This window comes from Nocardioides korecus, from assembly GCF_054778395.1.
Map to the genome: position 1 here is coordinate 373,541 of NZ_BAAGZO010000001.1, position 20,265 is coordinate 393,805.

Annotated in this window: 18 protein-coding genes; 10 read left to right on the top strand and 8 right to left on the bottom strand. The window is 73.8% G+C overall.

The genetic code is table 11. The annotated features are described in order from the left end of the window. The first annotated feature begins 68 nt into the window (after window positions 1-68). Window positions 69-755: a response regulator transcription factor gene (locus ACYVDA_RS01760; RefSeq protein WP_460814314.1), complete on the top strand. Its 687-nt coding sequence runs from the start codon at window positions 69-71 to the stop codon at window positions 753-755. Next, window positions 752-2,182: a sensor histidine kinase gene (locus ACYVDA_RS01765; RefSeq protein ID WP_460814318.1), complete on the top strand. Its 1,431-nt coding sequence runs from the start codon at window positions 752-754 to the stop codon at window positions 2,180-2,182. Before ACYVDA_RS01760 ends, ACYVDA_RS01765 begins: the two co-directional genes overlap by 4 nt. On the opposite strand, the gene ACYVDA_RS01770 is transcribed toward ACYVDA_RS01765, so the two are convergent. From ACYVDA_RS01770 to ACYVDA_RS01780, 3 genes are read right to left on the bottom strand one after another with little or no spacing between them, the layout of a single operon-like run. Then, a complete protein-coding gene (locus tag ACYVDA_RS01770; protein WP_460814320.1) occupies window positions 2,126-3,769 on the bottom strand; it encodes a hypothetical protein in 1,644 nt (547 codons plus the stop codon). The two genes, ACYVDA_RS01765 and ACYVDA_RS01770, sit on opposite strands and share 57 nt — an antisense overlap. A gap of 58 nt (window positions 3,770-3,827) precedes the next feature. Continuing rightward, window positions 3,828-4,769, bottom strand: a complete 942-nt coding sequence (locus ACYVDA_RS01775; protein ID WP_460814323.1) for an oxidoreductase — start codon at window positions 4,767-4,769, stop codon at window positions 3,828-3,830. Further along, window positions 4,766-5,953 carry an acyl-CoA dehydrogenase family protein gene (locus ACYVDA_RS01780; RefSeq protein WP_460814325.1) on the bottom strand — a complete coding sequence of 396 codons (1,188 nt, stop codon included), beginning with the start codon at window positions 5,951-5,953 and terminating at the stop codon, window positions 4,766-4,768. Before ACYVDA_RS01780 ends, ACYVDA_RS01775 begins: the two co-directional genes overlap by 4 nt. 59 nt (window positions 5,954-6,012) lie before the next feature. Here ACYVDA_RS01780 and mgrA point away from each other — a divergent pair, with 59 nt between their 5' ends. Continuing rightward, window positions 6,013-7,041 (top strand): L-glyceraldehyde 3-phosphate reductase, encoded by a 1,029-nt coding sequence (mgrA, locus tag ACYVDA_RS01785; protein WP_460814327.1) that lies wholly within the window; start codon window positions 6,013-6,015, stop codon window positions 7,039-7,041. Window positions 7,042-7,066: 25 nt separating this feature from the next. Here mgrA and ppgK read toward each other — a convergent pair whose 3' ends face one another. Then, window positions 7,067-7,807, bottom strand: a complete 741-nt coding sequence (gene ppgK / locus ACYVDA_RS01790) for a polyphosphate--glucose phosphotransferase (protein ID WP_460814330.1) — start codon at window positions 7,805-7,807, stop codon at window positions 7,067-7,069. Between the two features lie 165 nt (window positions 7,808-7,972). Between ppgK and ACYVDA_RS01795 the strand changes: the two genes are divergently transcribed. From ACYVDA_RS01795 to ACYVDA_RS01815, 5 genes are all read left to right on the top strand, one after another. Then, complete coding sequence (locus tag ACYVDA_RS01795) at window positions 7,973-9,421, top strand: fatty acid desaturase (protein ID WP_460814332.1); 1,449 nt, start codon at window positions 7,973-7,975, stop codon at window positions 9,419-9,421. 68 nt (window positions 9,422-9,489) lie between these two features. After that, a complete protein-coding gene (locus ACYVDA_RS01800; protein WP_460814334.1) occupies window positions 9,490-10,089 on the top strand; it encodes a TetR family transcriptional regulator in 600 nt (199 codons plus the stop codon). Window positions 10,090-10,193: 104 nt separating this feature from the next. After that, complete coding sequence (locus ACYVDA_RS01805; RefSeq protein WP_460814336.1) at window positions 10,194-11,432, top strand: M15 family metallopeptidase; 1,239 nt, start codon at window positions 10,194-10,196, stop codon at window positions 11,430-11,432. A gap of 33 nt (window positions 11,433-11,465) precedes the next feature. Further along, the gene (locus tag ACYVDA_RS01810; RefSeq protein ID WP_460814341.1) at window positions 11,466-12,443 is read left to right on the top strand and encodes an NADPH:quinone oxidoreductase family protein; all 978 of its coding nucleotides are present in this window, start codon (window positions 11,466-11,468) and stop codon (window positions 12,441-12,443) included. Window positions 12,444-12,631: 188 nt separating this feature from the next. After that, a complete protein-coding gene (locus tag ACYVDA_RS01815; RefSeq protein ID WP_460814343.1) occupies window positions 12,632-13,321 on the top strand; it encodes an HAD family hydrolase in 690 nt (229 codons plus the stop codon). A gap of 158 nt (window positions 13,322-13,479) precedes the next feature. On the opposite strand, the gene ACYVDA_RS01820 is transcribed toward ACYVDA_RS01815, so the two are convergent. Genes ACYVDA_RS01820 through ACYVDA_RS01830 form a run of 3 tightly spaced genes read right to left on the bottom strand, consistent with a single transcriptional unit; the run spans window position 13,480 to window position 16,977 of the window. Beyond that, window positions 13,480-14,052 carry a DedA family protein gene (locus tag ACYVDA_RS01820; protein WP_460814345.1) on the bottom strand — a complete coding sequence of 191 codons (573 nt, stop codon included), beginning with the start codon at window positions 14,050-14,052 and terminating at the stop codon, window positions 13,480-13,482. Beyond that, window positions 14,049-14,858, bottom strand: a complete 810-nt coding sequence (locus tag ACYVDA_RS01825) for an MBL fold metallo-hydrolase (protein ID WP_460814348.1) — start codon at window positions 14,856-14,858, stop codon at window positions 14,049-14,051. The genes ACYVDA_RS01820 and ACYVDA_RS01825 overlap by 4 nt, the downstream gene beginning before the upstream one ends. Next, window positions 14,851-16,977 (bottom strand): alkaline phosphatase family protein, encoded by a 2,127-nt coding sequence (locus tag ACYVDA_RS01830; RefSeq protein WP_460814351.1) that lies wholly within the window; start codon window positions 16,975-16,977, stop codon window positions 14,851-14,853. The genes ACYVDA_RS01825 and ACYVDA_RS01830 overlap by 8 nt, the downstream gene beginning before the upstream one ends. A gap of 149 nt (window positions 16,978-17,126) precedes the next feature. Between ACYVDA_RS01830 and ACYVDA_RS01835 the strand changes: the two genes are divergently transcribed. Both ACYVDA_RS01835 and ACYVDA_RS01840 read left to right on the top strand, forming a co-directional pair. Further along, window positions 17,127-18,113, top strand: a complete 987-nt coding sequence (locus ACYVDA_RS01835) for an LLM class F420-dependent oxidoreductase (RefSeq protein ID WP_460814354.1) — start codon at window positions 17,127-17,129, stop codon at window positions 18,111-18,113. After that, the gene (locus ACYVDA_RS01840; RefSeq protein WP_460814357.1) at window positions 18,110-18,337 is read left to right on the top strand and encodes a hypothetical protein; all 228 of its coding nucleotides are present in this window, start codon (window positions 18,110-18,112) and stop codon (window positions 18,335-18,337) included. Before ACYVDA_RS01835 ends, ACYVDA_RS01840 begins: the two co-directional genes overlap by 4 nt. Window positions 18,338-18,405: 68 nt before the next feature. Here the strand turns inward: ACYVDA_RS01840 and ACYVDA_RS01845 are convergent, their stop codons facing one another. Further along, window positions 18,406-20,130 (bottom strand): peroxidase family protein, encoded by a 1,725-nt coding sequence (locus ACYVDA_RS01845; protein ID WP_460814360.1) that lies wholly within the window; start codon window positions 20,128-20,130, stop codon window positions 18,406-18,408. Window positions 20,131-20,265: the final 135 nt, after the last annotated feature.

Here is a 20,265-nt window from a genome sequence, read left to right on the forward strand (position 1 = left end):
ACCGGAGGTGACGGGAAGGTGAACGGCGACGTCATCCCGACGACAGGTCCACCACCTAGCCTGGTCGGGTGCACGTGGTGGTGGTCGACGACGAGGTCCGGATGGTGGAGCTGGTGACCAGCTTCCTCACCGAGGCCGGCTTCACCACGACCGCCTGCCACGACGGCCACGCCGCCCTCGAGGCGGCCTCGTCCGGGGGCGCCGACGTGATGGTCCTCGACCTGAACCTGCCGGGCGTCCCGGGCCTGGAGGTCTGCCGCACCCTGCGCGCACGCGGCGACGACCTGCCGGTGCTGATGCTGACCGCCCGCGGCGCGGTCGCCGAGCGGGTCGCGGGGTTCGAGGCCGGGGCCGACGACTACCTGGTCAAGCCGTTCGCCCTGGAGGAGCTGGTGGCCCGGGTGCGGGCGATCGGCCGACGTCGCGAGGCCGGGGCGGGCGGTGAGCCGCACCGCCTGGGCGTCGGCGACCTGGTGCTCGACCCCGACGAGCAGCGGGTGTGGGTGCGCGGGGTCGAGACGCCGCTGACCCGGCGCGAGTTCGCGATCCTGGCCGAGCTGCTCCAGGTGCCGGGCCACGTGGTCTCCCGCCAGCGCCTCTTCGACGCGGTCTGGGACGGGGAGACCGACATCCGCAGCAACGCGATCGAGGTCCACATGTCACGGCTGCGGGCCCGGTTGGAGGGCTCGCGCGACGTGGTCATCACGACCCTGCGCGGCACCGGCTACCGCATCGAGACGCGGCCGGTCGGGTGACCCCCTGGAGGCGGGTGGTCGGTGGCCGCCCGATCGTCACCCGGCTGGTGCTCAAGGTGGCCCTCGCGATGGCGGTCGTGCTCCTGCTCACCTCGGGGTTCGTGTTCTGGCGGGTGCAGTTCGCGCTGGACCGCCAGCTCGACCAGGACCTCGCCGCGTGGAGCCGGATCGCGGTCCCGGCCGTGCGGGCGGGGGCGGTGCCGCCGCTGGACACCCCGGGCCAGACCGTGCAGGTCTACGACACCGCCGGCCGCCTGGTCGGGGGCAACCGGAGCCTGCCGCCGCTGCTGACCCCGGCGCAGGTGCGCGAGGCCCGGGCCGCGGGCGGCCTGCGCATGGACCTGGGTCGGCTGCTGCCGGCCCCGGCCCACCGCGGCTTCCGCGTCCAGGCCGACCCGGTGTCCACCCCGGACGGGGCCCGGGTGGTGGCCGCGGCGATCAGCCGCAGCAAGCACGACGAGGCCCTGCGCGAGCTGCTGCTGCAGCTGCTGATCGCCGACCTGGCCACGCTGGCCGGCGCCTCCCTGGTCGGCTACCGGACCGCCCGGGCGGCGCTGGACCCGGTCGAGCGCTACAGCCGCGCCGCGTCGCGCGCGGGCGCCGAGGAGGTCGGGCGGCTGCCCGTGGACACCGACCGCGACGACGAGCTCACCCGGCTCGGCCACACCTTCAACGACCTGCTGGCCCGGATCGAGGCCGGCGCCGACCGGGAGCGCCAGTTCCTGGCCGACGCCTCCCACGAGCTCCGCACACCGCTGGCGCTGATGAGCACCGAGCTCCAGTGGGTGCACCACCGGACGCGCAGCGCCGAGGAGACCGCCACGGTGATGGCCTCGCTGCGGCGCCAGGTCGACCGCCTGGTCGCGCTCTCCGACGCGCTGCTGGAGCTGGAGGAGCTGCGGGCCGGGGCGGGCCTCCACCCCGAGCCGGTGGCCCTGCGCGAGCTGGTCGACGACGTCGTCCACGACCACCTGCCGCCCGGCACGGACGTGGTCCTCGACGTGCCCGACGTGGTCGTCTCGCTGGACCGGCGCTGGTGCTCGGTGGCGCTGGGCAACCTGCTGGTCAACGCCTTGCGGCACGGCGCCGCCCCGGTCACCGTCTCGGCGGCGTACGACGACCCGCGGTTGCGGCTGGTCGTCCGCGACGCGGGCGCCGGCTTCCCCGAGGATTTCCGCGAGCACGCCTTCGACCGCTTCCGCCGGGCCGAGACCAGTCGCACCACGCCCGGGTCGGGCCTGGGGCTCAACCTGGTCCGCAGCGTGGCCCTGGCCCACGGTGGCGACGCCGCGATCCTCCCCGGCCCGGGTGGGGCGGTCGCGCTCGACCTGCTGGCGCCCCCGGCCACACCGTCAGGCCCGTCAGGCCCGTCAGCCGGCGAGGACGGGGGTCGCGCGGCGCACCCCGTCGTGCAGCCACACGCCTGATCCCTGGAGGACGGCCACGCGGTGGTAGTGCCTGCTCAGCGCCGCGCGGAGGGCGGGTGCCCCCCGCCCGAGGTCGGGGTACGTCGAGCCCAGGTCGACGAACCAGGTGGGTGCGTCGGGGCCGTCCACGGTGCGCGTCATCAGGTCGAGGTGGTGGTCGCGGACGGCGGTGGGCAGGAACCACAGCTCGGGGTACGGCGAGTCCAGCCCGCTGGCCCGCGTCACGTCGGCGTTGCCGAAGACGGTGATGATCGTGTCGCCCCGCTCCGCCACCCGGCCCACGGCGCGACCCACGGGGTTGCCGCCCTCGGGCAGGGGGGTCCGGACCAGCAGCGCGAGGGCGACCAGGGCCGAGACCGCCACGGCGAACGCGGTCACCGTGCCCACGGTGCGCCACCGGTGGGCCACCAGGCCGGTGGCCAGGCCGAGCGGCACGACCAGCTGGACCAGGTAGTGCAGCCAGAAGAAGCCGCCGAGCTCGATCGAGACGCCGCCCCACACCAGGGTGCCGGCGGTGGCCACCGCGGCGGCGTACGTCGTCCGGGTGGCGCGCTCCCGGCGCCTCATGACGCCGATCGTGCTGACCAGCACCAGCAGGACGAGGAGGGCGGTGACGAGCAGGACCCCGCTGAACGCGGCGCCGTGGAGGAGGGCGGCCTGCCGGGTGGCGACGTGCTGGCCCGGGTGGGCGAGCAGGAACTTCCGGGAGGCCACGCGGAAGGGGTACATCGCGTCGTACACGCCGACCAGGGACGTCCCGTGCAGGACGGTCCACCCCGCCACCACCCCCAGCGACACCAGCCCGCCGACGGCGGCCAGGGCCAGCACGCGGAGCGCCCGGCGCAGCCCGACGGCCGGGATCGAGGCCAGCGTGATCAGCCCGCCCCACAGGGCCCCATCGACCAGGTTCTGCTTGACCAGGACCGCGGCGGCGGCGCAGGCCCCGGCGAGCAGTGCCGCCCGCGCGTGGCCGTCGGGGTGGCGGAGCGCGCGGACCGTCGCGGCACAGGCCACCGCGAGGAACGGGGCGGCGAGCACCTCGCCGTTGACCGTGAGCGCCGCCGTGTTCGGGGTCACCAGCAGCCCGGCCGTCACCAGCGCGGCGCAGGCCGCGGGCCACCCCGGCGACCAGCCGGCCAGCCGTGCCCGCACACCGGCGCGTGCCGCTGCCTCGCGCGGCGCCCGGGTCAGGTGGTCGACGGTGTCGGCGACGGCCAGGACGGCCACGACGATGGCCGCGATGCCGAGCAGCCGCAGCGGCACCGATCCGCCCAGCCGGTCCGCCAGCCCGAACAGCGTGATCAGCAGCGGGGGCCGGTCGACCCAGTAGTTGCCGTAGAGCGAGCGCCCGGGGGACAGCAGCGCCCAGCGGCCGCCGATGTAGAGGTAGCCCGCCTCGTCGGTGTTGAGCGGGGAGGCGAGGAAGGGCAGCCGGAGCACCACGACCCCGACCACCACGCCGAGGACGGCGAGGCGGCCCCGGTGGCCGCGTCCCGGCGGCGGCTCGACGCCGGGGGTGGCACCCTCGGGGACCCCGGGCCCGCGCGGGGCGGACGGGGTCGCCGTGACGGCTGTCGAGGTCACCATGCCCTCAGGGTGCGGGGCCGACCTGACGTCCACATGACCGTCGGCCGGCCGGGGCTGCCTAGAGCCCGAAGCCGACACCCGTCTTCTCCTCCGAGAGCGTCCACAGCCGCTGGGCCAGGCCCTCGTCCCGGGCGGAGCGGCTGAGCTTGGCGCGGCCGAGGCGACCCCGGCTCTCCATCAGCCGGGTCGGGCCGACGTAGGAGCCGGGCTCGGCGTACGACGAGGCCCACAGCGTCGGGTTGGCCCCGGCGGTGGAGGACTGGAACAGCACGCGGCCCACGACCGGGGCCACCAGGCGCACGCCGGGGAGGGCGCCGAGGCCGTCGGGGGAGGCGACCAGGTTGGTGTGCGAGACGCCGGGGTGGGCGGCGGCGACGGTCAGGGAGCTGCCGGCGGCGGTCGCCCGGCGCTGGAGCTCGAAGGCGAAGAGCAGGTTGGCCAGCTTGGAGTTCCCGTAGGCCTTGTTGGCGTTGTACGTCGCCCGCGGGTTGCCCTCGAGCACCGACTCGTCGCCGCGGTGGTGGGCGATCGAGGACACCGCGACCACGCGCGGGGCGTCGGCCTCGAGCAGGCGGGGCAGCAGCCGGCCGGCCAGGGCGAAGTGACCCAGGTGGTTGGTGCCGAACTGGAGCTCGTGGCCGTCGGCGGTCTCGCGGTAGCGGGGCGGGGTCATCACGCCCGCGTTGCCGACCAGCAGGTCCAGCGGGCCGTCGAAGGCCTCGGCGAACGCCCGGACCGACTCCTGCGAGGCGAGGTCCAGCTCCTCCACGCGGGTCGTCCCGCGCAGGCCCGCGAGCTTCTGCTGGGCCGTGCGGCCGGCGTCGACGTTGCGGCAGGCCAGCACCACCTCGGCGCCGTGCTCGGCCAGCGCCTTGGCGGTGTGGAAGCCGATCCCGGAGTTGGCGCCGGTGACGACCGCGCGGGTGCCGGTGAGGTCCGGCAGGTCGCCGGGGCCGAAGCCGGCCAGGTCGGGGGTGCCGGTGGGCTGGGTGGGGGTCACGGGTGCTCCTGCTGGTGCGGGTCGGTGTGGAGGGCGCCCGAGGGGGCCCGGGTCAGCGAGCGGCTGATCACCATGCGCTGGATCTGGTTGGTGCCCTCGAAGATCTGGGTCACCTTGGCCTCGCGCATGAAGCGCTCGACCGGGAAGTCGCGGGTGTAGCCGTAGCCGCCGAGCACCTGCACGGCGTCGGTGGTCACCCTCATCGCCGCGTCGGTCGCGACCAGCTTGGCGATCGAGGCCTCCCGGGAGAACGGCAGACCGCGGTCCTTGAGGCGGGCCGCGTGGAGGTACGTCGCGCGCGAGCTCTGCACGGCCGCCTCCATGTCGGCCAGCAGGAAGGCCAGCCCCTGGAAGTCGATGATCGCCGTGCCGAACTGCTCGCGCTCCGCGGCGTAGGCGACCGCGTGGTCGACCGCGGCCTGGCCGAGGCCGACGGCCACCGCCGCGATGCCGAGGCGACCGGCGTCCAGGCCCGAGAGGGCGATCTTGAGCCCGTCGCCCTCGGCCCCGAGGAGCCGGTCGGCCGGGACGCGGACGTCCTCGAACCGCATCGTCGCGGTGTCGGAGCCGGTGAGCCCCATCTTGCGCTCGGGCGGGTCGGCGACCAGGCCCTCGCTGTCGCCGGGCACCAGGAAGCAGGAGATCCCGTTGCGCTCGTCGGAGGTCCGCGCCATCACCTTGTAGAAGTCGGCCTGCCCGCCGTGGGTGGTCCAGGCCTTGGCGCCGCTGATCACGTAGTCGTCGCCGTCGCGCCGGGCGCGCGTGCGCATGGCCGAGGGGTCCGAGCCGGCGTGGGCCTCGGAGAGGCAGTAGGCCCCGAGCAGCTCGCCGCCGAGCATGTCGGGCAGCCAGCGCTGCCGCTGCTCCTCGGTGCCAAAGGAGTCCAGGCCGAAGCAGGACAGGGCGTGCACCGAGACGCCGACGCCGACGCTGGCCCAGACGGTCGCGATCTCCTCGACGACCTGGAGGTAGACCTCGTAGGGCTGACCGCCCCCGCCGACCTCCTCGGCGTACGGCAGACCCAGGAGGCCGGCGCGACCCAGCGTCCGGAAGACCTCGCGCGGGAAGGTGGCGGTGGCCTCGGCCTCGACCACGGCGGGCTCGAGCTCGCGGCGGGCGAGGTCGCGGACCAGCTCGATCAGGGACGTGGCCTCCTCGCTGGGGAGGACTCGGGTGGCCGGCATGGGCCCGACGTTAGCGCTCGCTCACCACCGGTCGCGCGGGCGTGGGCAGAATGGTCCCCATGAGTGACTACACGCCCGCCGAGGACCGCTACGAGCACACCGACTACCGCTTCTGCGGACGCAGCGGCCTCCAGCTGCCGCCGCTGTCGCTGGGCCTGTGGCAGAACTTCGGCACCGACCGGCCCGAGGAGACCCAGCGCGCCATCCTGCGGCGGGCCTTCGACCGCGGCGTGACGCACTTCGACCTGGCCAACAACTACGGGCCGCCGTTTGGCCGCGCGGAGGAGAACTTCGGCCGCTACCTGCGCGAGGACTTCGCCGGGCTGCGTGACGAGCTGGTCATCTCCACCAAGGCGGGCTGGGACATGTGGCCGGGCCCCTACGGCCAGGGCGGCGGGTCGCGGAAGTACGTCCTGGCCTCGCTGGACCAGTCGCTGGAGCGGATGGGCCTGGACTACGTCGACATCTTCTACAGCCACCGCTTCGACAAGGACACCCCCGTCGAGGAGACGATGCGGGCCCTGGACACCGCGGTGCGCTCCGGTCGGGCGCTGTACGTCGGCATCTCCTCCTACAACGCCGAGAAGACCCGCGAGGCCGCCACGATCGCCCGCGACCTGGGCACGCCGCTGCTGATCCACCAGCCGTCGTACTCCATGCTCAACCGCTGGATCGAGCACGGCCTGCTCGAGGAGCTGGAGCAGCAGGGGATGGGCTGCATCGTGTTCACCGCGCTGGCCCAGGGCCTGCTCACCGGCAAGTACCTCTCCGGCGTCCCGGCCGACTCCCGCGCCGCCCGCGAGGACTCCACCCTTGCCGGGCTCTCCGACGACGTGCTCGAGCGGGTGCGGGCGCTGAACGCGATCGCCGAGCAGCGCGGCCAGAAGCTCGCCCAGCTCGCGCTGCAGTGGGTGCTGCGCGACCCCCGCGTCACCTCGGCGGTGATCGGCGCATCCTCGGTCGAGCAGCTCGACACCAACCTCGACGCCCTCGACGCCGCCCCGCTGACCGACGAGGAGCTCAAGGCCATCGACGAGCACGCCGTCGACTCCGGCGTGAACCTCTGGGCCGACACCATGGGCGACTGAGGTCCCGACCCGGTGAGGTGCGGCCTCAGCTCTCGGAGGCGAGGACCGCGGCGCCGACGATGCCGGCGGTGTTGCGCAGGGTCGCCGAGACGATCTCGGTGCCGACCTCGATGAGCGGCACGAACTCGTGGGAGTGCTTCGAGACGCCACCGCCGATGACGATCAGGTCGGGGGAGAAGAGCTTCTCCACCGTCGAGAAGTAGGTCGTGAGCCGCTCGGCCCAGTCCTCCCAGCTGAGGTCCTCGCTCTTGCGGGCGGAGTTGGCCGCCTTCTTCTCGGCGTCGTGACCGTCGATCTCGAGGTGGCCGAGCTCGGAGTTGGGGACGAGCACGCCGTTGTAGAGCAGGGCCGAGCCGATGCCGGTGCCGAGCGTGGTGACGATGACCAGGCCGTCGCGGCCGCGCGCCACGCCGTACCTCGCCTCGGCCAGCCCGGCGGCGTCGGCGTCGTTGATGACGTGGACCTCGCGGCCGATCGCGCTGGAGAGCAGGTCGTCGGCGTCGACGCCGATCCACTCCTTGTCGATGTTCGCCGCCGAGCCGACGACGCCCTTGCGGACCACGCCCGGCACCGTGACGCCGACGGGTGACTTGTCGTCGTCGAACTTCCCGACCAGCTTCGCCATCACCTCAGCGACGTTCTTCGGGGTGGACTTCTCGGGGGTGTCGATGCGCTCGCGCTCCGCCGAGAACTCGCCGGTCTTCAGGTCGACGGGCGCGGCCTTGATGCCGCTGCCGCCGAAGTCGATGCCGATCGGGTCTGCCATGCCCGACAACCTAGCGCCGTACGCCGCGGGCGGGCGAGGTGTGCTGTTGGACCAGCATGTGACTTTACATCGGCGAGTCCCTTGTCAACTCTTTTGACAATCGCTACCTTCATGTCGATTCCTTTGACAACTGAGCGTCAGTTGTCGAATCACTTGGAGGCTCAGATGAGCGAGACCGTGTCGGCGCAGTCCGTCGCCGGGTGGACCGATGGCAAGCGCTACCTGTGGCTGATCGGCCTGGTGGTGCCCTCCCTGGCCGCCGTCGCCTTCGTGATGACCCAGCTCACGGGCTGGAGCGTGTGGGTGTGGATCGGCCCGATCGTGATCCTCCTGGTCGTGCCGGCCATCGACCTGGTGGCGGGCCTGGACCGCACCAACCCGCCCGACGACGTCATCGAGGCGCTCGAGCAGGACCGCTACTACCGCTGGATCACCTACGCCTACCTCCCCATCCAGTACGCCGGCTTCCTCGCCGCCTTCACCTGGATCGCCAAGCCCGAGTGGCTCGGGGTCGAGCCGCTGGGCCTGGCCTCCCAGATCGGCGTCGCGGTCTCGATCGGCTGCATCGGCGGCATCGGGATCAACACCGCCCACGAGCTGGGCCACAAGAAGGAGAGCCACGAGCGGTGGCTGTCCAAGATCGCCCTGGCCCAGAGCTTCTACGGCCACTTCTACATCGAGCACAACCGCGGCCACCACGTGCGCGTCGCGACCCCCGAGGACCCCGCGAGCAGCCGGCTGGGTGAGACCTTCTACGGCTTCTGGCCCCGCACGGTCTCGGGCTCGCTGCGCAGCGCCTGGCGCCTGGAGAAGCACCGCTACGCCCGCAAGGACCAGCACCCGTTCCGGATCGGCAACGACGTCCTCAACGCCTGGATCATGTCGGCGGTCCTGTGGGGCGGGCTGATGGCCGTCCTGGGCGTCGAGATCCTCCCGTTCCTGGTGCTCCAGGCCGTCGTGGGCTTCTCGCTGCTCGAGGTCGTGAACTACATGGAGCACTACGGCATGCTGCGCCAGAAGGTCGGGCCGGCCGAGCGGCAGCGCTACGAGCGCGTCGACCCCAGCCACAGCTGGAACTCCAACAACATCGCGACCAACGTGCTGCTCTACCACCTGCAGCGCCACAGCGACCACCACGCCAACCCCACCCGCCGCTACCAGACGCTGCGCGACTTCGAGGAGTCCCCGGTCCTGCCCACGGGGTACGCCGGCATGATCGTGCTCGCGCTGCTCCCGCCCGTGTGGCGCAGGGTGATGGACCGCCGGGTCGTGGACCACTTCGGTGGCGACGTCACCCTCGCCAACATCAGCCCGCGGCACCGGGCGACGTACCTCGCGCGGTACGCCGCCGAGGGCCGGGCCGCCGAGCAGGAGCGCCTGGACCGGGCCGCGGCCGAGGCGGCCGCCGCCGCTGCCGCGCTGCCCGAGGTGCTGGCCGCGCGCTGCCCCGGGTGCGGCTACACCTACGAGGTCGCCCGCGGTGACGAGCACGAGGGCTTCGCCGCCGGGACCGCCTGGACCGACGTCCCGGACTCGTGGTGCTGCCCCGACTGCGGCGTGCGCGAGAAGGTCGACTTCGTGCCGGTCAGCGACGACAAGGTGGCCTCCGCCTGAGCGCGGGTCGTCACCTGCGCGACGTCGGGATGAGGGTCGTGACCGGGGGCCTCACTAGGCTGTCGGTCATGAGCCCTGTCCCGACGACGCGATTCACGGTGCCGGAGCCGGTCACCCACCGTGACCGGCTCCTGATCGCCGCCTCGCAGTTCACCGCGGAGCACGGGTTCTCGGCGCTGACGATGGGCAAGCTCGCCGACCTCGTCGGGGTCAGCCGTCAGACCGTCTACAACGAGATCGGCGGCAAGTCCCAGCTCGCGGAGTCGATGGTGATGCGCGAGCTCGAGCTGTTCCTCGAGGTCGTGAACTCGGCGTTCGACGACTTCCCCGACGACCTGGTCGAGGCCATCGAGGCGGCCGCCTTCCGGGTCCTGGACCAGGCCGCCAACGACCCCCTGCTCCGCGCCATCCTCTCGAGCCGCCAGGGCGCGGACAGCGAGCTGCTCCCGCTGCTCACGACCAACTCCGAGGCCCTGCTCGGTGCGGCGCGCGTGATGATCCGCGAGAACGTCGACAGCTACGCCGTCGGCCTCGACGACGACGTCCTCGAGCTCCTCATCGACATGGTGGTGCGGCTGGTGCTCAGCCACGTGATGCAGCCCGGCGGCGAGCCCGCGGTCACCGCGCAGACGGTGGCCTGGATCGCCCAGCGGGTCCTGCTCGCCTGAGCCGCCCCGCCGCGCCCGCGCGCCGGATACGCTCGCCGTGCGCGGGTCGTCCCTGACCCGCGGGGGGACAGGTCGCGTGGGGTGACCAGGGGAGATGAGGGGACATGCGCGAGCTCTCGCGTCGTGACGTCGTGGGCCTGGGGGCCCTCGGTCTGGTGGCGGCCGCGTGCGGTGACCGCACGACCACGGGCGGTGGATCCGCACGCGGCGGGTCCGGCACGGACGCCAGCCCGGCGGCCCAGGGCGCCACGCCCGGGAGCAGCACCGCACCGGCGGTCGGCGGTGGCCCCGACGTGCGCGTCGCCGCCCCGAGGTCGGTGTCGGGGGCGCTGTTCTCCGACGACGTCCTGGTCTTCGGCCAGTCGACCCTGGACCGCAGCACGGTCGCGGCGATCCGGCGCCTGAAGGGCGTCGAGGGCGTCGAGGTGATCTCGATGGGGTCCTTCTACGTCGACGAGCAGGAGGTCACGTACGCCGCCGTCGACCCCGCCACGTTCTGGCGCTACACCAACCCCGGGACGGCCCAGACCCTCGCGGTCTGGAAGCGCGTCGCCGCGGGGGAGATCGCCGTGGAGCCCGCGATCGGCAAGGCCCTGCAGCGCAAGGACGGCTTCCTGCGGCTGGGCAACGAGCGCGCCGCGCGCACCATCCACGTCGGCGCCTACGCCCAGCTGCTCAACGACTCGGTGGCCCGCCGCATCGACGCCGTGGTCAACCAGAAGTGGGCCGGCCCGCTGGGGATGAAGCGCGACAACGCGCTGCTGATCGCGATGGGCTCGGCCTCCCCGCAGAGCATCCGCAAGCAGCTCCAGTCGCTGGTCGGCGGCAAGGCCAGCGTGCAGATCCTCGGTCCCGACCTCGACATCAAGGCCACCCAGACCGCCTTCCTCACCGGCGGCTCGGTCGCACGAGCGGTGGGCTCCTTCAGCTACTCCGCCAACCCCGACGGCACCGTGCGTCCGGACCCGCGGTGGGTCGCGGCCAACATCCGCACCGACACGATGCCGATCATCGGACGCGTCACCGGTCACCGGGTGATGCTGCCCCAGCTCAAGGCCGCGCTCGGCGAGGTCGTCACCCGCGGGCTGTCGTCGAAGATCTACCACTACGACGGCTGCTACGTGCCGCGCTTCATCGCCCGCGACCCCTCCAAGGGCCTGTCCTTCCACACCTACGGCACCGCCATCGACCTCAACGCCTCGGACAACCAGCGCGGCACCGTGGGCCGGATGGACCGCACCGTGGTCTCCATCTTCGAGAAGTGGGGCTTCGACTGGGGCGGCACCTGGCACTACACCGACCCGATGCACTTCGAGCTGGCCAAGCTGGTCTCCTCCCGCTGACGCGACCCGGTCCGCCCCCGCTAGCCTCGGCCCATGCGCGCCATCCAGGTCACCCGGCTCGAAGGTCCCTCCGCGATCACGGTCGAGGAGGTGCCCGAGCCGACGGCCGACGGGCCGTTCGGCCCGCAGGTGCTGGTCGAGACCCACGCGGTCGGCGTCTCCTTCCCCGACCTGCTCCTGAGCCGGGGGGAGTACCAGCTCAAGCCCGACCTCCCCTTCACCCTCGGCGTCGACTTCGCCGGCACCGTCCGCTCGGCCCCCGAGGGGTCCGGCCTCGCCGAGGGCGACCGGGTCGCCTGCGTCCTCGGGAACGGTGGGGCCGCCGAGGTGGTCGGGCTCGGCGCCGAGAGCGTCTTCCCGCTGCCCGACACGCTCAGCTTCGCCCAGGGTGCGGCGCTGCCGATGAACTACCTCACCGCCCACTTCGCGCTCGCCGTGCGCGGTGACCTCAAGGCGGAGGAGACCGTGCTGGTCCACGGCGCGGCCGGCGGGGTCGGCACCGCCACCCTCCAGGTCGCCAAGGGCATGGGCGCCCGGACGATCGCCGTGGTCTCCACCGAGGAGAAGGGCGAGGTCGCCCGCCGGGCCGGCGCCGACGAGGTCGTCTTGGTCGACGGCTTCCGCGACGCCGTCAAGGAGCTGACCGGGGGCGCGGGCGTCGACGTCGTCATGGACGTCGTCGGCGGCGACCTGATGACCGACTCGCTCCGCTCCCTCGGCGCGCTCGGCCGGCTGCTGGTCGTCGGCTTCACCGGCGGCTCGATCCCCCAGGTCAAGGTCAACCGGCTGCTGCTCAACAACGTCGACGTGCGCGGCGTCGGCTGGGGCGCCTACGCGATGGCCCGCCCGGGCTACATGCGCTGGCAGTGGGACGAACTGGTCCCGATGATGGAGTCCGGCGTGATCGACCCGCCGATCGGGGCGACGTACGCCCCGGAGGACTTCGGCCGGGCGCTCCAGGACATGGACGAGCGCAAGACCCTCGGCAAGTCGATCGTCACCCTGCGCTGAGGGGCGCCTGCGCCCCGGCGTGGGCCTGGGCGTGGTGGGGGCCGGGGCGCGTCGGCCCCACACATGTGTAGCTGCTGCATCGTTCAGCGCTCCCCGGGACGCATCCGCCACACACATGTGTGGCGGGCGACGCATCCCCGGCCGACCGTCCCCCGTTTGCCCGGTGCCTCCGCGGGCACCGGACCGGCATGCCCGCCCCCACCCCCCACGACCGCGGCGACGCGGCCCTGCTGTTCGACATCGACGGCACCCTGGTCGACTCGACGTACCACCACGCCATCGCCTGGCAGCGGGCCTTCGACCGCCAGGAGATCCACCTGCCGCTGTGGCGGCTGCACCGCGCGGTCGGGATGGGCGGCGACAAGCTGGTGGCCCACGTCAGCGACGACGACGTCGAGGAGCGTCTGGGCGACGAGCTGCGCGAGGCCTGGAAGCAGGAGTACGCCGAGCTCGAGGCCGAGGTCGACCCGCTGCCCGGCTCGCGCGACCTGCTGCGCCACCTCGTCGACCAGGGCTGGACCGTCGCCCTGGCCTCGTCGGGCGACCCGACCTTCGCCGCGCACGCCGTGGACTCCCTGGGCGTCGGCGACGACATCGCGCTGCTGACCACCTCCGACGACGTCGAGGCCTCCAAGCCCGCGCCTGACCTGCTCGAGGTGACCCTGGAGAAGCTCGGGTCGGCCCGCGCGGTGATGGTCGGCGACACCCCGTGGGACGTCGAGTCCGCGGCCGCGGCCGGCCTGGCCTGCGTGGCGCTGCGCTCCGGCGGCTTCAGCGAGGCCGAGCTCACCGAGGCCGGGGCCGTCCTCGTCGTCGACGTGCCCGGCGACCTGATCGACCTGGACTGGGAGCAGCACCTCCGCCCGGTCCGCTCCTGACGGCTCGCGCGCCCGGTCCGTCGCCGTACCCACCCACGGGTGTGGCGGTCGTGCTCGGTCCCGGGGCCGTACCTTCTCGGGGAAACGATCACGTGTTGGGCCGAACGATCACCCGAGGAGGTGACTGTTCCCCGGTTCACCGGTGAAACGCACGGCCCTCACCGACCCCGCCGCCGCTGGACGGCCTGGGAGACCAGGGTGAGCAGGACGGCCCCGACGACGGCGGCGACGACCGCGACCCGGGCGTCGGGGAAGACGGTGTCGCCGAGGACACCGATGACGGCGTAGGTGGTCGACCAGAGCAGGGTCGCGAGGACGGCGGCGCTGACGTAGCGGCGCCAGGGGTAGCCGCCGAGGGCCGCGGCGAGCAGCACCGGGATCCGCCCGGCGGGCACCAGCCGCGAGAGCAGCAGCGAGCGGATCTCGTGCTCCTCGATCCCCGTCCGCAGCCGCTGCAGGGCGCCCTTCGGGTCCTCGGCGTTGAGCCAGCCGATGCGTTGGGCGAGCGGCTCGCCGGCGACCCGGAGGACGGCGTACGTCGTGACGTCGCCGACGTAGGCGCCGGCCGCCCCGCACAGCAGCACGAGCACCAGCTCCCAGGGGTGCCGGTCGGTGGCCAGGACCGCGGCGGCGCTGACTGCCGGGCCGGTCGGCACCACCGGGATGATCGACCCGAAGGCGACGAAGCCGAAGACCGCGAGCAGGCCGACCACCCCCAGGGTCTCGTTCACCGGGTCCCTCCCGAGGACCGCGCACGCGCGGGCAGGACGACGCGCTCGCCGTGGCGGGGCAGCAGGACCTCGACGCCGGGGTCCACCCGCGCCACCGCCTCGGCGAACCGCGGCCCCGGCGTGACGAAGAGCCGGTGGTGGTTGGCGCGGTGCACCCGGCGCAGGCCCAGCGGCCAGAACGTCGCGTGGTGGACCGGGAGCGCCCACCGGGTGCCCACGCTGCGCACGGCGTCGGCGGCCTGGTCGGGGTCGAGGTGCTCGTGGCCCAGCGTCGGGCCCCAGCCGCCGATGGGTACCAGGGCGAGGTCGACGGGCTCGACGTCGGCGTGGGCCTGGTCGACCCCGGTGTCGCCGGGGTACCACCACGACCACGTCGGGCCGGCGACGCGGAAGCCGAGGGCCGGGCCGCGGTGGCGGGAGCCCGGCAGCCGGCGACCGTCGTGGTGGGCGGCCGCGACCTGCACCCACAGACCGGCCACGTCGAGGACGTCGCCGGGGGAGGCCTCGAGCACCGAGCGCACGGCGAGGCCCCGGGCGAGGGCGGCCCCGCCGCGGGGCACGACCAGGGTGGTGGCCGGGCCGAGCCCGCGCAGCGACGGCACGTGCAGGTGGTCGCCGTGCAGGTGGGAGACGAGCACGAGGTCGGCGCGGGCGGCCTCGGGTCCCGGGGTGGGGCCGTGGCGCCGCAGGTGGACGATCCGGTCGGCGAGCACGGGGTCGGTGAGCACGCGCACCCCGTCGTGCTCCAGCGTCACCGTCGAGTGCCCCCACCAGGTCAGGGCCAGGGGACTGGGCGGCCTAGCCACGGGAGCCCTCCTGCTCCCGCGCCGTGGTTCGTACGCCGAGCTGCTCCAGGCGGCGCACCAGCGCGTCGTGCACCTCGTGCCCGGTCAGGGTGTGCCCGCCCGGGAGGTCCCACGAGGCCGGGTGCACCAGCAGCGCCTCGGTCTGCCACCCACCCAGGCCGCCGTGGGAGCCGACGAGCTCCTCGAAGGCCACGACCTCACCCAGGGCGCGGTCGAGCGCGCCGAGCAGGACCAGGTCGCCGACGTGGTCGCGCCGGTCCAGGTCGACCAGGTCCGCGGCCGCGTGGGCGCCGTACGCCGCCACCGGGTCGGTGCCCTCGCCGCCGGCGGTGCGGGCGCCGTGGTCCTCGGCGACCAGCTCGCGCCACCCGCCCGACCCCAGCGCGACCAGGCAGCCGTCCTCGCGGCGGACCAGGACCAGGCCGACCTGCGGGTGGTGGGCCAGGCCGTCGGCCAGGCCGGGGTGGCGGGCCTCGACGGCCTCCAGGGACACCCGCCCGGGCAGGTCGGTGAGGTAGAGGTGGGCCAGGCTGCCCGAGGCCGCGACCACCACCTCGTCGGGCCGGTCGGACTCCTCGGCCCGGTCGGCCGCACCGCGCCCGCCGGTCGAGCCGTCCCGCCGGGCCGACCGCTCGGTCCCGGTGGCGCTGGAGAGCAGCACGTTGGCGGGGCCCCAGGTCTCGACCGGCCGGTCGTCGCCGGTGGCCCGTCCGCGAGGCGTACGCCGGCGCACGAGCTGGTCGACCACCTCCGAGAGGGGCCGGCCCGCGAGCTGGGTGAAGGTGGCCCCCTGGGACTGCCCGTGGTCGGAGAGCACGACCAGCTCGTAGTCGGCCCGGACCTCGCCCGCGAGCTCGTCGAAGAACTGCAGCACCCGGTCCAGGCTCTCCAGGGTCCGCACCGACTCGGGCCGGCTGGGACCGGCGTGGTGGGCCACCTCGTCGTAGTCCACGAAGTCGCAGAACACCACCGGGGCGCTGCGGGCCAGGTGCTCGGAGACCACCGAGACGTTGAGGTCGCGCAGGACCACGGTGGTCAGGCCGCGCAGGAGCACGAACACGCCGCCGCGGCGCACGCGTGGCCGCACGTCGCGCCGCCGCTGGCGCCGGCCCTGGTGCCACTCGGTGACCATCTGACCGGCGAACAGGATGATCGACCGGGCGAACCCCGAGCGGGCCACGGCGAACCACGCGGCGCCGCGGTCGCGCGCGGGCACCCGGGCGTCGCTCATGGTCAGCACCCGCGTGGGAGCGTCGCCGGAGAACAGGTTCGACACGCTGACCCCGCCCTCGGCCAGGAGCCCGCGGCCGGTGGTGAGGCGCCGCTCGACCGCGGCCAGGTCGGCCGGGGAGCTGGCCACCACCATCCGACCCTGCTCTTTCTCCCACCAGCGGAAGGACGGGACGGTCGTGGTGTCGCCGTGCAGGAGGACCGCCTGGCCGGCGGGTGTCGTGGCCGGCAGGCCGGTGTGCCAGCGGCGCAGGCGGTGGCTGCCCGAGCGCAGCCAGGACGAGACGGTGGGCATCGCCCCGGCAGTGATGGCCTGGCGCAGCAGGGGCTCGCTGACGCCGTCGAGCTGGACCACGAGCAGGCCGCGGCCGGGGGTGCCGTGCCGGTGGGTGTTGCGCACCGCCTGGCCCAGCACCTGGCCGAAGAACGCCTCGTCGCTGCTGGCGTCGAAGAGCCAGTTCACCGCGGCCGAGGAGACCGCGGCGGCCCAGGAGGCCACCACGACCTGGACGTAGCTGAACGGCTCCACGGTCGGCACCAGCGCCAGGGCGACCCCGAGCACCAGCACCTGGGCGAGCAGCCCGGCCAGGAGCAGCCCCAGCCCACCCGTCAGAACAGCCAGGCGGACCAGGGCCGGGCGCAGCAGCGCACCGACGGCGAGGACTCCCACGGCCAGGGCCGCGACCGACTCGGTGCCGCGGGTGACCTGGGTGCCGGGCAGCAGCCACAGCGCGCACGCCAGCGCCAGGAACGAGACCACGAAGGCCCGCACCACCCCCAGCAGCCAGCGCCACCCGGTGCTCGTGCGGCCCAGCCGCCGTCCGACCAGTCGCCACCGGCGCCGCAGCGGGTGCCCACCGGAGCCGGTCGGGGGTGGGGTCGCGGGCACGCGATCGAGCCTAGACGGGCGGTGTGGAACGGCCCCGGAGCGCCGGACAGCGGGCGACCGGCCGAGTCGTCGCCCGGCTTCGGGGTACGGACCCCCATGACCCACCCCACCCGACTTCCCCGACCCGAGAGGGGCTCTGAGGACAGGCCATGACGCACTTCGGCTACACCTTGATGACCGAGCAGACCGGACCGCGCCAGCTCGTCGACCACGCCGTGCAGGCCGAGGACGCCGGCTTCGACTTCGAGGTGATGAGCGACCACTACTTCCCGTGGCTCTCGGCGCAGGGCCACGCGCCGTACGCCTGGTCGGTGCTGGGCGCCGTCGCCCACGCCACCTCGCGCGTCGGGCTGATGACCTACGTGACCTGCCCGACGATCCGCTACCACCCCGCGGTCGTGGCCCAGAAGGCCGCGACCGTGCAGCTGCTCGCCGAGGGTCGCTTCACCCTCGGGCTGGGCAGCGGCGAGAACCTCAACGAGCACGTCGTCGGGGCCGGCTGGCCCGCGGTCCAGGACCGTCAGGCCATGCTCAAGGAGGCCATCGAGATCATCCGAGAGCTGCACACCGGTGAGCTCACTGACTACCGCGGGGAGTACTTCCAGGTCGACTCCGCCCGGATCTGGGACCTCCCCGAGGGCGGGGTCGAGATCGGCGTCGCGGCCGGTGGCGAGCGCGCCGTGGAGATGCTGGCCCCGCTGGCCGACCACCTGATCGCGACCGAGCCCGACGGCGACCTGGTGACGCGCTGGAACGCCGTCGACGGTGCACCGGAGGTCGGTCGGCGCGCCCGCGCGGTCGGGCAGATCCCGATCTGCTGGGACCCGTCGCGGGAGAAGGCGGTGGAGCGCGCCCACGAGCAGTTCCGCTGGTTCGCCGGCGGCTGGTCGGTCAACGCCGACCTCCCCACCACCGCGGGGTTCGCCGGGGCGACGCAGTTCGTGCGCCCCGAGGACGTCGCCGACAACATCCCCTGCGGCCCCGACCTCGACGCCGTCGTCGAGGCCGTGAGGCCGTTCTGGGAGAACGGGTTCACCGACGTCGCGCTGGTCCAGATCGGCGGCGACACCCAGGAGGCCTTCCTCGCCGAGGTGGCCCAGCCCCTGCTCGAAAAGCTGCGAAAGGCATCGTCATGACCGAGAACCACCTGTCCTCCGAGGACCCCCGCGTCGAGGTCCTCCAGGCCGTCTACGACCGGGTCAGCTCCTACGAGGAGTCCTCGACCCCGGAGACCATCCGCGCCGAGCTCGACAAGGCCCTGGCCGAGGCCGACATCGACGTCGACGAGGAGACCCGCGAGACGCTCGTGCGCCACATCGACGACCGCGGTGGTCGCGAGGAGGTCGCCGGTCTGCTCTGAGGTCGGGGCCGGCCGGCCCCCCGTGCCGGCTCGGCCCCGCACCCGCCGGCCCGCGGTCGCGGTCGCCCTCAGCCGACCGGGGCGATCTCGGCCTTCGCGCCCCCGAAGGCGAAGAACAGCAGGTCGGTCATCTCGAAGCGCCCGGCCTTGGCCGAGGGCAGGTTGGGCTTCCAGCCCGGCTCGCGCACGATGCTGACCCGGCTGGCCCCGATCGCGCGGTGGAAGGTCTCGGCGACGATCCGCGCGCCCACGCCGGTGAGCCTGCCGCCGTTGAGCTCGGCCTCGCGCAGCACGTAGAACCACAGCGGCGTCTTGGCCGCCACCGCGTCGCGCTCGGCCGGGGTCAGGTGGTCGAGCTTGGCGCCGCCGTTGCCGGTGATGATCTGGGCCTTGGTGAGGGCCGTGACCGGGACTCCCGCGGCCTTGAGCTTCGCGACCATCTGCTGCCCGGTGGCCAGGCGCACCAGGCTGCCCCGCACCAGGTTGCGGAAGGCCAGGTTGTGCTGCATCGGCGGGGTCGCGTCGGTGCCCCCGAAGCTCCCGGCGGGCAGGCTGGCGAGCGGGTCGGTGAGCCGGGTGTCGACGCGCATGGCGCGGTTGACGCCGCTGTCGGGGGCTGCGAGCCCGGGGCGTCCGGCGGCCGGGAAGTCGTACATCCGGCGCCAGTCCGCGATCCAGCTGCTGATCAGCTTCTTGTTCCCGCCCAGGTCGCCGCTGGTGCCGGAGAAGAAGAACAGCAGGTCCAGGGAGCCGGCGCCGTCGGAGAAGATCGCGTTCCAGTTGTAGGCGTCGCGGATCATGCTGTGGCCCATCCGGAACGCGGCCACCGAGAACTCCACGGGCATCGTCGGCACGGCGTCGGCCGAGGCGCCGGGCTCGAAGATCTTGCGACCGTGCGTCCAGACGTCGTCGAGCACGGCCGGGTCGCAGACGCGCGGCAGGTAGTCGTGGCGCACGACCCACTGGTAGTGCAACGTCGTGCGCCGCCGGGCGTTGCGGAAGAGCTGGTCGGTGGGCGTCGTCGGGGCGATCTTGTCGACGACCTTGTTGTGGAAGTGGATCATCGCCAGGTGGGTCTGGGCGACGGCCAGGTTCTCGTCGTTGCGCAGGTCGGGGATCAGGGCCCGGCGGGCGGAGGCCTGGTTGCCGGTGCCGACCCGCGGCAGGTCGTGGCCGGCCTTGGCGGGCAGGTCGCCCTCGCGGATCGTGTCGCCGACCTTGAGGTGGACCAGGTCGGGGGCGAAGAACTGGCGTGAGCCGGGCGAGCCCGGGCCGGCGCCGTACAGGCTGTCGAGGTCCAGCGAGGGCGAGCGCCCGCTGAGCATCGTGGCCGGGTCGACCTCGCCCGCGGTCATCAGCGTCGTGCGGTCCAGGGTGAGGTCGTGGTCGACGAACTGCCCCAGGTAGGTGTAGCCCGACGGCACGTTGCCGGCCGTGCCGCCCCCGCCCACCGTCATGCCGCGGGCCAGCTTGCGGGCGATCGGGAGCGCCAGCGCCGGACCCTTGGGGCCGATCCGGGAGAACCGGAACGGGGGCGCCTGGCCGGGGGCGAGCGGCTGGGCGGCCCGAGCCCGCGGCGAGGTCGCGCCGTTGACGGGGTCGGCGGCGTCGCCGGTGTCCGTGGCGCGCCCCCCGACCTGGGTGGTCAGGACCCCCTCGCCCTCGATGAAGAAGGTCTCGGAGCCGTGCTTGACCGGCGGTGGCGGCTCCGGGGCGGCGTCCGCCGGGGCGAGGCCGGCGACCTCACCGGTCTTCTGCGCGGGCACGTGCGTGGCGGTGTCGGTGGTGCTCACAGGGGCCTCCCGGGTCGAGCCTGCCAGGGGTGATCCTCCCGGTCCTACCAGCCCGAGGAGCCCCCTGACCAGATCCGAGACCCCCCGGTGCCGGAACCCGGTCCACTGGTGTGGACCAGCGGGGGGAGGCGGGTG